10 protein-coding genes are annotated in these 12261 nt (G+C 49.6%); 7 read left to right on the top strand and 3 right to left on the bottom strand.

The genetic code is table 11. The features are described from left to right. Positions 1-62: 62 nt before the first annotated feature. From queA to KDM87_RS10870, 7 genes are all read left to right on the top strand, one after another. Positions 63-1106, top strand: coding sequence for a tRNA preQ1(34) S-adenosylmethionine ribosyltransferase-isomerase QueA (gene queA, locus KDM87_RS10900; RefSeq protein WP_212679083.1), 1044 nt, complete (start codon positions 63-65; stop codon positions 1104-1106). 72 nt (positions 1107-1178) lie between these two features. Next, positions 1179-2312: a tRNA guanosine(34) transglycosylase Tgt gene (gene tgt / locus KDM87_RS10895; RefSeq protein WP_212679082.1), complete on the top strand. Its 1134-nt coding sequence runs from the start codon at positions 1179-1181 to the stop codon at positions 2310-2312. Between the two features lie 172 nt (positions 2313-2484). Beyond that, positions 2485-2808, top strand: a complete 324-nt coding sequence (gene yajC / locus KDM87_RS10890) for a preprotein translocase subunit YajC (protein ID WP_200178929.1) — start codon at positions 2485-2487, stop codon at positions 2806-2808. Positions 2809-2885: 77 nt separating this feature from the next. Further along, on the top strand, positions 2886-4763 hold the full coding sequence (gene secD / locus KDM87_RS10885; protein ID WP_212679081.1) for a protein translocase subunit SecD: 1878 nt from the start codon (positions 2886-2888) through the stop codon (positions 4761-4763). A gap of 33 nt (positions 4764-4796) precedes the next feature. Beyond that, positions 4797-5735 (top strand): protein translocase subunit SecF, encoded by a 939-nt coding sequence (gene secF, locus KDM87_RS10880; RefSeq protein WP_212679080.1) that lies wholly within the window; start codon positions 4797-4799, stop codon positions 5733-5735. A 302-nt stretch (positions 5736-6037) separates the two neighbouring features. Continuing rightward, positions 6038-7315: an efflux RND transporter periplasmic adaptor subunit gene (locus KDM87_RS10875; RefSeq protein ID WP_212679079.1), complete on the top strand. Its 1278-nt coding sequence runs from the start codon at positions 6038-6040 to the stop codon at positions 7313-7315. Further along, positions 7312-10398 carry an efflux RND transporter permease subunit gene (locus KDM87_RS10870; RefSeq protein ID WP_212679078.1) on the top strand — a complete coding sequence of 1029 codons (3087 nt, stop codon included), beginning with the start codon at positions 7312-7314 and terminating at the stop codon, positions 10396-10398. Before KDM87_RS10875 ends, KDM87_RS10870 begins: the two co-directional genes overlap by 4 nt. A 100-nt stretch (positions 10399-10498) precedes the next feature. Here KDM87_RS10870 and KDM87_RS10865 read toward each other — a convergent pair whose 3' ends face one another. The 3 genes from KDM87_RS10865 to KDM87_RS10855 all read right to left on the bottom strand — a co-directional run bounded on the left by KDM87_RS10865 (position 10499) and on the right by KDM87_RS10855 (position 12248). Continuing rightward, positions 10499-10930 carry a MarR family winged helix-turn-helix transcriptional regulator gene (locus tag KDM87_RS10865; RefSeq protein WP_212679077.1) on the bottom strand — a complete coding sequence of 144 codons (432 nt, stop codon included), beginning with the start codon at positions 10928-10930 and terminating at the stop codon, positions 10499-10501. A gap of 104 nt (positions 10931-11034) precedes the next feature. Beyond that, the gene (locus tag KDM87_RS10860; RefSeq protein WP_186882906.1) at positions 11035-11604 is read right to left on the bottom strand and encodes a YceI family protein; all 570 of its coding nucleotides are present in this window, start codon (positions 11602-11604) and stop codon (positions 11035-11037) included. Between the two features lie 77 nt (positions 11605-11681). Then, positions 11682-12248 carry a YceI family protein gene (locus KDM87_RS10855; protein ID WP_212679076.1) on the bottom strand — a complete coding sequence of 189 codons (567 nt, stop codon included), beginning with the start codon at positions 12246-12248 and terminating at the stop codon, positions 11682-11684. Positions 12249-12261: the final 13 nt, after the last annotated feature.

The following is a 12261-nucleotide window of genomic DNA, read 5'->3' as shown; positions in this document are numbered from 1 at the left end:
TATTTTACTGAGTTTTTATACAGTATGCAGCATTTTGTTCTCTCTCTTTTCGTTTCCCGTGCATGAAATATTCTTTGAGTGATTTTGATTTTGATCTGCCCGATGCTTTAATCGCGCAAATGCCGCTGCCGGACAGAACTGCTTCGCGCTTATTGCATGTCGATGGTGAGCAACTGGTGGACCGCCATTTTTCTGATGTGATCGATCAGTTGGCCGCCGGGGATTTACTGGTGTTCAATGATACCCGCGTGCTCAAGGCGCGTTTTTTTGGCGTCAAAGAAACTGGCGGCAAAGTGCAATTGCTGGTTGAGCGCGTGTTATCGAATACGGATGAAAACCGCAGCGTGCTGGTGCAGATGCGCGCGTCCAAATCGCCGCTGCCGGGCAGTAAAATCCGGCTGGCAGAGGCGTTCGATGTGGTCGTGGGTGAACGTCAGGGCGAATTTTTCACTTTGTTTTTCCCGGACGATATTTTTACTTTGCTCGAAACTTACGGTCGCCTGCCTTTACCGCCGTATATTGAACATGATGCTGATGATTTTGATGAGCAGCGCTATCAGACTGTGTATAACCGTGTGCCCGGTGCTGTCGCTGCACCAACGGCGGGGCTGCATTTTGATCAGGCCTTGTTAGAGCGCTGTCAGCAAAAAGGCATAGAGCTGGCGTATGTGACTCTGCACGTCGGCGCAGGCACATTTCAGCCGGTGCGGGTTGAAGATCTGAACGAGCATGTGATGCACAGCGAGTGGTACACCGTACCGCAAGAGACGGTCAATGCTGTGCGCAAGACAAAAGCGGCGGGGGGCAAAGTCATTGCAGTCGGCACTACCAGTATGCGTGCGCTGGAATCAGCATCGCAAAGTGGTCAGCTCGAAGCAGGCAGTGACGATACGCAATTGTTCATTACGCCGGGTTATGTATTTAAAACCGTTGACCGTTTAATCACGAATTTCCATTTGCCAAAATCGACGCTGATGATGCTGGTATCGGCGTTTGCCGGTTACGATAGAATCAAATCCGCTTATGCCCATGCGATTGCGCAGCGTTATCGTTTCTTTAGTTATGGTGACGCGATGTTGCTGACCAACACCTCCGGGAAGGCCTGATTCGGGCTGGACACATAAAAGACGTAGAACGACTCATTACCGTGTGCTCCGCGGAGCGTACAAGGAAGAATCATGCTTGAATTTACTCTGATTAAAAAAGATAAAACGACTGCTGCCCGCCGGGGGCGTGTGAAGGTGAATCACGGCGAAATCGAAACGCCGATTTTCATGCCAGTCGGCACTTACGGTTCGGTGAAAGCGATGTCACCGCTGGAACTCAAAGAAATCGACGCACAGATTATTCTTGGCAATACTTTCCATCTGTGGCTGCGTCCGGGCTTGAGCGTACTGAACAAATTCGGTGGTTTGCATGACTTCATGGGATGGGATAAACCTATCCTGACTGATTCCGGCGGTTTTCAGGTGTTTTCACTCGGAGCGATGCGCAAGATCACAGAAGAGGGCGTGAAATTTTCTTCTCCTATCAGTGGTGAGCGCCTGTTCTTGTCCCCAGAAATTTCCATGCAGATTCAGCGCGCACTGAATTCCGATATCGTGATGCAGTTCGACGAATGTACGCCTTACGAAATTGACGGCAGACCAGCGACGACTGAAGAAGCCGGTAAATCGATGCGCATGTCTTTGCGCTGGGCCAAGCGTTCGATAGACGAATTCAGGCAAGGTGAAAATCCGAATGCTTTGTTTGGCATCGTTCAGGGCGGTATGTTTGAAAACTTGCGCGACGAATCTCTGGCTGGCCTGAATGAATTGGGTTTTGACGGGATTGCGATAGGTGGTTTGTCGGTCGGTGAACCGAAAGAAGACATGATGCGCATTCTGGCGCACACCGGCCCGAAACTGCCGGAAAACAAACCGCATTATCTGATGGGCGTCGGCACACCGGAAGATCTGGTGGCAGGTGTGGCGAACGGTATCGACATGTTTGACTGTGTGATGCCCACCCGGAATGCGCGCAATGGCTGGATATTCACCCGCTTCGGCGATGTGAAAATCAAAAACGCCCGTTACAAGGAAGACAAAGAACCTCTGGACGCAACCTGTGAATGTTATACCTGCAAAAATTTCTCGCGTGCTTACTTGCATCATCTGCATCGCACGGGCGAGATTCTGGGCGCACGTCTGAATACGATACACAACCTGCATTACTACCTCGATCTGATGAAAAATATCCGTCAGGCGCTCGATGACGAACGTTTCCCAGAGTTTGTACAGCAGTTTCATGCTGACCGCGCACGCGGCATCTAGTCGGCTCTTAGTCTGCTTCTTAGTCTGTATCTGGCTTTTTTCGCTAGTTCTGAGCAAGAGCAGTGCTAGAATGTGGCGCTTTACTGCTTGAAAAGTAGTTTATCGTCACTATTTATCATTATCTCGCTCAACACTGGCTGGATAATATTTATACAATTAACGGAGTCTGAACGTGTTTATTTCTAACGCTTATGCGCAATCTGCGGGTGCTGGTGCTGATGGTGGCCTGATGAGTTTCCTGCCTCTGGTATTAATGTTTGTGGTTTTGTATTTCCTGATGATACGACCACAAATGAAGCGCCAGAAAGAACAAAAAGCAATGATGGAAGCGCTGGCGAAGAATGATGAAGTAGTGACTTCCGGCGGCCTGCTCGGCAAAGTGACCAAAGTTAATGAGAGCTATGTGACGATAGAAGTCGCCGAAGGCACAGAGATCGTTGTGCAAAAAGTAGCTGTCACTATGTTGTTGCCTAAAGGCACCATCAAAGCGATTTAATCAGTAAATACCGGCAACGCAGTCCGATCGATATCCGGGCTGCGTTGTGCTTTTCAGCTTCCATTTCTATTTTTATTATGAATCGCTACCCACTCTGGAAGTATCTGTTGATTGTGATTGCGCTGGTATTCGGTGTGCTGTACACCGCGCCAAATTTTTTTGGTGAGTCGCCGGCGGTACAGATCAGCAGTGCGAAATCGACCGTCAAAATTGACGAAAGCATGAAGGCGCGTGTCGAAAAAGCCTTGCAGCAATCCGGCCTGAAAGATAACGGCGTTTTCTATGACTTTAACGGCATGCAAGGATCTGTGCGCGCACGCTTCGCTGATACGGATACGCAATTTAAAGCGAAAGACATACTCGAAAAAACACTGAATCCTGACGCAACAGATCCGACTTACACGGTGGCTTTCAATCTGTTGCCGAATACACCGAAGTGGCTGCAAAGTCTGAATGCGCTGCCGATGTACCTCGGTCTGGATTTGCGCGGTGGTGTGCATTTCCTGATGCAGGTCGATACCAAGGCGGTCTTGACCAAGCGCGTGCAGGGGCTGCAATCGAGCGTACGTTCTGCATTGCGTGAAAAAGATATCCGTCATGCTGGCATCAGCCGCGATGGCGATAATATCTCGGTGAAGTTCCGTGATGCTGAAACCCGTTCCGCAGCGAAGGCCGTATTAGCATCGCAAATGACGGACGTGCATCTGACTGACGTTGTCAGTGCAGACAATACCGAATTCAACGTCACTATCAGCCTGAAGCCAGAAGCGTTACAAGCCGTAGTGACCGAAGGCGTGAAACAAAACATTACCGCTTTGTCCAAGCGTGTGAATGAGCTGGGTGTTGCTGAGCCGATTATTCAACAACAAGGCCCGGATCGCATCGTTGTACAGTTGCCTGGTGTGCAGGACGTGGCGCGGGCGAAAGAAATTATCGGACGTACAGCAACGTTGGAAGTGCGTCTCGCTGATGAGTCTGTTATTGGCGTTGTCGATGACAACACTCCAGTTCCATTTGGCTCTGAATTTTTCAAGGTTGGACGCGGTGCTCCGGCGATTTTGTATAAAGATCCCGTAATTACTGGTGACTACATTGCCGGCGCCTCAGCTAGCTTTGACGAACATCAGCAGCCTGCCGTAAGTATTGACCTGAATGGCGATGGTGGTCGCAAGATGCGTGAAGCGACTCGCAATAAGATCGGCAAGAAGATGGCGATTGTGCTGTTTGAAAAAGGCAAGGGTGAAATATTGACCGTTGCAACAATTCAAGACGAATTGGGTTCGCGTTTCCGTATTACCGGTATGGGTACCGCTACCGCCTCTGCCGATCTGGCCTTGTTGCTGCGCGCCGGTTCTCTGGCCGCACCGATGGAAATTATCGAAGAACGTACGATAGGCCCGCAACTTGGTGTGGAAAACATTAAGCAGGGTCGCAATTCAACCTTATACGGTTTTGCTGCGATCTCTATCTTTATGGTCATCTACTACATGTTGTTCGGTTTCTTTAGCGTGCTGGCGTTGTCCGTGAATCTGTTGTTGCTGGTCGCTTTGTTGTCCTTGCTGCAAGCGACACTGACTTTGCCTGGTATCGCCGCGATTGCGCTGGCACTGGGTATGGCGATTGACTCGAACGTGCTGATTAATGAACGTATCCGCGAAGAGTTACGTGCTGGCAGATCACCGCAAAAGGCGATTGAAGAAGGCTTTGGCCACGCCTGGGCAACGATTCTGGATTCCAACGTGACGACGCTGATCGTCGGTCTGGCCTTGTTGATCTTCGGTTCAGGTGCGATCCGTGGTTTTGCGGTGGTTCACTGCCTCGGTATTCTGACCTCGATTTTCTCGTCAGTCTTTGTGTCGCGTGGCGTGGTGAATCTCTGGTACGGTCGTCAGAAGAAACTGACTTCGCTTTCTATCGGTCAGATCTGGAAGCCAACCGATGATGCAGCCAAATAACCGATTGCCCAGATAAGAATTCAGGAATTCATTATGGAATTATTCCGCATTAAAAAAGACATTCCTTTCATGCGCCATGCGCTGATTTTCAATGTCATCTCTGCACTGACTTTTGTCGCCGCCGTATTTTTCCTGCTGCACAAAGGCTTGCATTTCTCTGTCGAATTTACCGGCGGTACGGTGATGGAAGTCACCTATCCAAAAGCTGCCGACGTTGACAGCATACGTCGTACCGTTGAAAGCCTCGGTTATGTTGATGCGCCGGTGCAGACCTTTGGTAAGGCACAGGATGTCGTGATCCGTTTGCCATTGGCGAAAGGCGTGACAGCAGCAGATCAGGCTGAGAAGGTCATGAAAGCACTGCAGGCGAAAGACCCTGAAGTGAAACAGCAGCGTGTCGAACAAGTCGGTGCGCAAGTTGGTGACGAACTGGCACATGATGGTTTGATGGCGTTGTTATTCGTGGTGCTGGGGGTGGTTGCTTATCTGGCGATACGCTTTGAATGGAAATTTGCGGTCGCGGCAATTCTTGCTAACTTGCATGACGTGGTGATTATTCTCGGCTTCTTTGCGTTCTTTCAGTGGGAATTCAACCTCTCCGTGCTGGCGGCGGTATTGGCGGTACTGGGTTACTCGGTGAATGAATCCGTGATTATTTTTGATCGTATCCGCGAGAATTTCCGTACTCAGCGCAAAATGTCAGTGACAGAAGTGATCAATCATGCGATCACCAGCACGATCTCGCGTACCATCATTACTCATGGATGTACGCAAATGATGGTGTTGTCGATGTTACTGATTGGTGGCCCGACTCTGCATTATTTTGCCGTGGCGCTGACGATTGGTATCTGCTTCGGTATTTATTCTTCTGTCTTCGTTGCTGCTGCCATCGCGATGTGGTTGGGTGTCAAACGTGAAGATCTGGTGAAACCGGTCAAGGAAAAAGACGATACCGACGGCGCCGTTGTTTAAAAAACGCTTATATTCGTCGTTATGATGTAACGATAGGTATCTAAAATCAAAGCCAGCACTCGAGCTGGCTTTTTTTTTGTTAGGATTTGCCGCAGGCAGGTATTTTGTAAAAAGCACTTTGCGTTGTTGTCGCTCAGATCTGTTTGCCATGCAGGAAAATGGCGTTGCAAGATAATCAGCAGAACCCTGTTATTGCGATTAAATTGAATGATCTGACGTCAGCTCAGCCTATTTTTAAATAATTACGTAGAACTTTCTTGTGGCGCATCAGTCTTACTGCGTCTGCAAAGGATAAAAATAACATGAGCCAATTGAAAAATTTTACTATCGTCGCGGTGATTGCCGCACTTGCGGGCGGCACCTATTATTTTGTCGCGCCATCTCAAATAAATAAAGCCGATCCTTTAGCTGCGGGTAAAACTAGCGGAGCCAAAAGCGATGCGCAGAGTCGTCCAGTGAGCGTGTCTACCATCGTTGCCCAAAAACGGGATTACCCAGTGCGTATCGCGGCGAATGGTGTGGTGTCCGCATTGAATACGGTGGATATCCGGCCGCAGGTCACCAGTACCGTGGCGAAGGTGCATATCAAAGAAGGTCAGTTTGTGCGCGCCGGCGATGTGCTTTTCACACTCGACAGCCGCACGGATGAAGTCAATCTGGCCAAAGCACAGGCCCAGCTGGATAAAGATCTGGCGACGTTGGCTGACAATCAGCGGCAACTGGCGCGTAGTAAAGAATTGCTGGCGAAAAAATTTATAGCCCAGAGTGCGCTCGATTCCAGTCAGACGCTGGTGGATGCGCAGCAGGCCGTCGTTGCTTCGGATAAAGCCGCTGTTGCTGCTGCTCGCGTCGCACTGAGCTATAACCGTATTGTTTCTCCATCGGCCGGACGCACCGGTATCATCAGCGTTTTCCCGGGTTCCTTAGTTCAGCCGAGCGCAACAGCGACAGCAATGGTGACGATTACGCAGATGAATCCGATTGCAGTGACCTTCCCGCTGCCGCAACGTAATTTGCCTGATGCACTACAAAGTATGCAAGGTCAGGATAGTTACGTGACGGCGAGTTTGCCGGATGGTGTCAGCAAATTTAAAGGCAAGTTGCAGTTCGTCGATAACGTTGTGGATGCTGCTTCCGGTACTGTCAAAGTGAAAGCCGTGTTTGATAACAAGGAAATGAAACTGTGGCCGGGTGCGTATGTGAATCTGGAAATGAGTGTGCAGACGCTGAAAGACGCAGTGGTTGTACCGCAAGATGCAGTCGTTGTCGGTGCGCGTGGCAAGTCTGTATATGTGGTGAATGCAGAATCTAAGGCTGAGTTGAAGCCTGTCGTTGTGACGCAAAGTTTTGGTACCGATGCAGTGGTGACAGGAATTGATGCTGGCGCAAAAGTGGTGCTGGAAGGAAAGCAGAATTTACGTCCTGGTGCGCTGGTGAAAGAGCGCGGCGCTGACGCAAAAGAAGGTGATAAGTCGGGCAAAGGTGACAAATCAGGTGCGCCAGCAAACACAGCGAATGCAGCCAAAGCATCTGACAAGCCTGCTGCAGCGTCATCGGCATCCGCAGCGAGCGCATCATGAATTTATCTGAGTTGTTCATCCGCCGTCCGGTGATGACGGTGTTGCTGAATCTGTCGATTGTGATCGCAGGTATTCTGGCCTACCGCTACATTCCGATTGCGGCTTTACCGAGCTATGACACACCGGTCATCAGTGTGAATGCAAATCTTCCCGGTGCCAGCCCCGAAACGATGGCAACTTCAGTTGCGCTGCCGCTCGAAAAGCAATTCGCCACGATCCCCGGTTTATCGATTATCAGTTCCAGCAATACGATAGGAAATACTTCCCTGACGCTGGAATTCGACCAGAATCGTAATATCGACGCAGCAGCAGTCGATGTGCAGGCGGCTTTGTTGCGAGCGCAACGTTCCTTGCCTGTCGATATGACGTCACCACCTTCGTATCGTAAGGTTAATCCTGCTGATGCGCCGGTATTGTTCATTGCCCTGACGTCGCCCTCGCTGAGTCTGGCCGAGTTGACCAGTTATGCTGAACATTTGATTTCACCGAGTTTGTCGACGCTGGAAGGCGTCGCGCAAGTGAATATTTTCGGTATCAAACGCTATGCTGTACGCATACGTGTCATGCCGGATGCCTTATCCGCACGTAATCTGACGCTGGATGAGCTTGCCAGCAGTATTAAAACATCAAATGCCAATACACCAGTCGGTACGCTGGATGGTGATAAGCAGACGTTGACACTGCAAGCCAATAAACAATTGCAGAGCGCGGCAGAATTTGCCAATCTGGTGGTCAGCAATAAAGGTGGGCAAGTGGTTCGCCTGCGCGATGTCGCGGTCGTTGAAGATAGTTACGAGCAGGTGAAAACTTCCGCTAATTTCAACGGCGAAAGTTCCATCACTTTAGCGATTCAGCGTCAGTCAGATGCGAATACGGTAAAGGTGGTGGATTCGATTAAATCCGCCTTACCGGGTTTTCAGGCGCAATTGCCAGCCTCAGTCAAACTGAATCTGGTCAATGATCGCTCAATTTCTATCCGCGACGCCTTGCACGACGTGAATCTGACGTTATTGCTGACGATATTTTTAGTGGTCATCGTTATTTTCCTGTTCCTGCGCCGCATGGTCGCCACCATCATTCCGACTTTGTCGCTGCCGGTTTCGCTGGTTGGCGCGATCAGTCTGTTATGGGGTTTTGGCTATACGCTGGATAACGTGTCTTTGCTCGGCCTGACTTTAGCGGTGGGTCTGGTCGTCGATGATGCGATCGTGATGCTGGAAAACATCATGCGCCACGTTGAAAACGGTGAGGAGCCGTTCAAGGCGGCATTAAAAGGCTCACGCGAAGTCGGTTTTACGATTATTTCTATCTCGACTTCGCTGGTGGCGGTTTTTATTCCGATTTTTTTCATGCCGGGCGTGATCGGTCAGTTGTTCCATGAGTTTGCGGTCATCGTCAGTCTGGCGATTCTGGCGTCTGCCTTCGTTTCTCTGACACTGGTGCCGATGCTGGCGAGTCGTTTCCTGAAAAGTGAACATGAACTGAAAGCACCGTCGCCACTGGTCGCTGCGATGCTCAATACGTTTGAGCGCGGCTTTAATGCGTCGTTGCGTGTCTATACAAGCGGACTTGATCTGGCGTTGCGACACCGGAAGTTTGTGCTGTTGATTGCGCTGGCGACTTTCGCGGCAACGGCGTATCTGTTTAATGTGATTCCTAAAGGCTTTTTCCCACAAGAGGATATCGGCCAGATCAACGTTTCCACCGAAGCTGCGGAAGACACATCGTTCCCGGCAATGGTGGCATTGCAGGATCAGGTCGCCAAAATTATCCGCGATGACCCCAGCGTACTGACTGCAACCTCGTTTAACGGCGGCAGCGGCTCGCAGAATACGGGTCGTATGTTCATCAACCTCAAACCACGCGATCAGCGCAAACCCATGAAAGAAGTGGTCGATGGTTTGCGTAAAAAGCTGGCGGCAGTTCCCGGCATTAATGTCTTCCTGCGGCCTACGCAAAACTTGCAGCTCGGTGGTCGTCCAAGTAAAAGTCAGTACCAGTATATTTTGCAAAGTGTCGAGGCGGGTGAACTGAATAGCTGGGCAAATAAACTACAGGAAAAACTGCGTGCCGATCCTGGCTTTAAAGATGTGACCACGGATTCGCAATTGAAAGGCTTGCAGGCATCACTTGAGATCGATCGTGATCGTGCGAACACGCTGGGTGTCGGCATGGACAGCATACGCTCAGCTTTGTACAGCGCTTTTGGTGAGCGTCAGGTCTCGACGATGTATACGAATGTTGATAGCTATCAGATCATCATGGAAGTTGCGCCGGATGCCAAAAAAGATGAAAGCGCGATCAACGGTATTTATGTCCGCAGCAATACCGGAACACTGGTGCCATTGTCGAGCGTGGCAACCGTCAAACGTACTGTTGGGCCGACTTCGATTAATCACGTTGGTCAGTTACAGGCGGTGACGGTCTCGTTTAATCTGGCGCCGGATACTGCATTGGGTGAGGCAACCAACCGTATAGAAAAATACCGGGAAGAGATTAAATTGCCGACCTCCATCATCACCAGCTATGGCGGCGATGCGGCAGTGTTTAAAAATTCGCAATCCGGACAAGTTGTGCTGATCGTTGCCGCGCTGCTGGTGATTTATGTTTTGCTCGGCGTACTGTATGAAAGCTTCATCCATCCGATTACGATTCTCGCTGGTTTGCCATCGGCTGCGGTGGGTGCTTTGCTGACACTGAAATGGTTCGGCGAAGACCTGACGCTGATTGCAACCATCGGTATTTTGCTGCTGATCGGTATCGTGAAAAAGAATGCGATCATGATGATCGACTTCGCGCTGGATGCGCAAAGGCATCAGAACATGACGCCGGCAGAAGCGATACGGGAAGCCTGTATTCAGCGTTTTCGTCCGATTATGATGACGACGCTGGCAGCGCTGGTCGGTGCTTTACCGATCGCGCTGGGCTTGGGTGCCGGTGCCGAACTGCGTCAGCCGCTGGGGCTTGCGGTGGTCGGTGGTTTGATTTTTTCACAGGCGATTACGCTGTTCATTACACCTGTGATTTATCTTGCGCTGGATCGCTTCAGTGGTAAGGGACCGATCGTCGGAGATCATCTGTAAAACCAGAAAATACATATACTCCCCCATCATTTTAATAAAAAAGGCCTAATGTCTACAGAAACATTAGGCCTTTTTATATACTGGGGGGAGTATATATTTATTATTTTTCGGCGCTGAAATGATGTCTGAGCTTACCCAGCGCATCTTCCAGTGCCTGATAATCGGCTTCTGAGTAATCGGCAAAATGCTTCTCGCCTTCTGCGACCACATGCGGGAAAACTTCATCAAAGGCGGCTTCCCCTAGTGGCGTCAGTTTCACAAAAAACTGGCGTCGGTCGTTGTTGCCTCGTTCGCGGGAAATCAGTTTTTTCTGTTCCAGCCGGTCGAGTACGCCGGTCAGCGTGCCTTTGGTAATCAGGGTTTTTTCACCGAGTTCTTTGCATGTCATGCCCTGCGTATTTCCCAGTGTGGCGATGATGTCAAACTGGGAGTGCGTCAACCCGAATTGCCGGACTTTGGCCGTCGATATTTGCTCAAATAATTGCATGCATTCGGCCAGCATACGTATGCTGCGGAGAAATCGTTTACCCATATTTCACACTCAATTCAACACTCAAAATAGAAGGCCGATCATAGGATCGGCCTGGTCATTCAGCTGCTCAGCATCATGTAAAACATGGTGCCGGATTCATCCGCTTAGTCAGCTTTGATGGCTTCAACCTGAATAGCCAGCTTAACTTCTGGTGCGAAGCCATAAGCCATGCCGTAGTTCAGACCGAAGTCTGTACGTTTGAATTCAGCAGAGGCGTCAGCGCCGCATGCTTCTTTCTTGAACATAGGATGCTGGATACATTTGAATTTATTGATTTTCAATGTCAGTGGTTTAGTCACGCCCAGCAAAGTGAAGTTACCTTCAACTGCTACTGGTGTGTCGCCTTCAAATTTGATCGAAGTGCCTTTGTAAGTGGCAGTCGGGAATTGAGCAACGTTGAAAATGTCTTTTGATTTTGCGTGTTCGTTCATTTTTTCATGACCGAAATCGATAGAGGATGCATCGATAGTGATATCGACAGTCCCTGTTTTTGCCGCACGATCAAGAACAACTTTACCGCTAGTTTTATTGAACTTACCACGCCATACGGAAATGCCCATGTGATCCGCTTCAAAACTTGGGTAAGTGTGGTTTGGTTCGATGTTGTATGTTTGTGCGAATGCTGGTGCAGCGCTGATAGCCAAAGCGGCGATGATTAATTTGCTGAATTTCATAATTGCTCCTGATTAAATGGTCAAAGTGTGAGACTGTTGATTTTCTGATGTGATAGCTTACAAACTGCGTTGCTGGTTTACTGCGTGGTGACTACATGAAACTTGATGACAACTTCGTCAGCGATCATGCCGGTATCTTTCCACTCACCTTCGCCGATGTTAAAGGCCAGACGTTTGATCGGCAGGCTACCGTCAAAAATCTGATTTTTACCATCTTGCTTGACGTTGAGTGGAAAACTGACGTTGCTGCTTTTTCCTTTGATGGTGAGCGTGCCGTTAACGTCGAGCTTGCCCGGTCCGCTGGCTTTCATTGTGGTGGCAACGAAGCTGGCTTTCGGAAATTGTGCGGCGTTAAACCATTCTTTTTTCAAGACTTCTTTATTGTATTCAGGATCGCCCAGATCAAAGCTGGCGAGTTCAATTTCTACATTCGCTTTCGATGTTTCTGGCTTTGCCGCGTTGTAATCGATATTCGCGCTGAATTTTTTAAATTTCGCATCGACCGGCACATTCATTTGTTTAAAGACGATAGCAACATTGCTCTTGGCATTGTCTAGCTTTGCCATGGCTGCCAGCGCAGGAATGGCAACTGCCAGTGTGATCGCGGAAACGACGAGTTTATTGGATAATTTTGCGAGTTTCATAAGATACTTTCTG

Source organism: Cognatundibacterium rivi (genome assembly GCF_018139565.1).
Lineage (GTDB): Bacteria > Pseudomonadota > Gammaproteobacteria > Burkholderiales > Burkholderiaceae_D > Undibacterium > Undibacterium rivi.
The sequence above is the reverse complement of the archived record's forward strand: the minus strand, read 5'-3'. Positions and strand labels throughout refer to the sequence as shown.

Excerpts from the sequence above, each read along its gene's own strand:
- KDM87_RS10860 (WP_186882906.1), bottom strand. The coding sequence starts at position 11,604 with ATGAAATTCAGCAAATTAATCATCGCCGCTTTGGCTATCAGCGCTGCA.
- KDM87_RS10870 (WP_212679078.1), top strand. The coding sequence starts at position 7,312 with ATGAATTTATCTGAGTTGTTCATCCGCCGTCCGGTGATGACGGTGTTG.
- queA (WP_212679083.1), top strand. The coding sequence starts at position 63 with ATGAAATATTCTTTGAGTGATTTTGATTTTGATCTGCCCGATGCTTTA.
- secF (WP_212679080.1), top strand. The coding sequence starts at position 4,797 with ATGGAATTATTCCGCATTAAAAAAGACATTCCTTTCATGCGCCATGCG.
- KDM87_RS10875 (WP_212679079.1), top strand. The coding sequence starts at position 6,038 with ATGAGCCAATTGAAAAATTTTACTATCGTCGCGGTGATTGCCGCACTT.
- KDM87_RS10865 (WP_212679077.1), bottom strand. The coding sequence starts at position 10,930 with ATGGGTAAACGATTTCTCCGCAGCATACGTATGCTGGCCGAATGCATG.
- tgt (WP_212679082.1), top strand. The coding sequence starts at position 1,179 with ATGCTTGAATTTACTCTGATTAAAAAAGATAAAACGACTGCTGCCCGC.
- secD (WP_212679081.1), top strand. The coding sequence starts at position 2,886 with ATGAATCGCTACCCACTCTGGAAGTATCTGTTGATTGTGATTGCGCTG.
- KDM87_RS10855 (WP_212679076.1), bottom strand. The coding sequence starts at position 12,248 with ATGAAACTCGCAAAATTATCCAATAAACTCGTCGTTTCCGCGATCACA.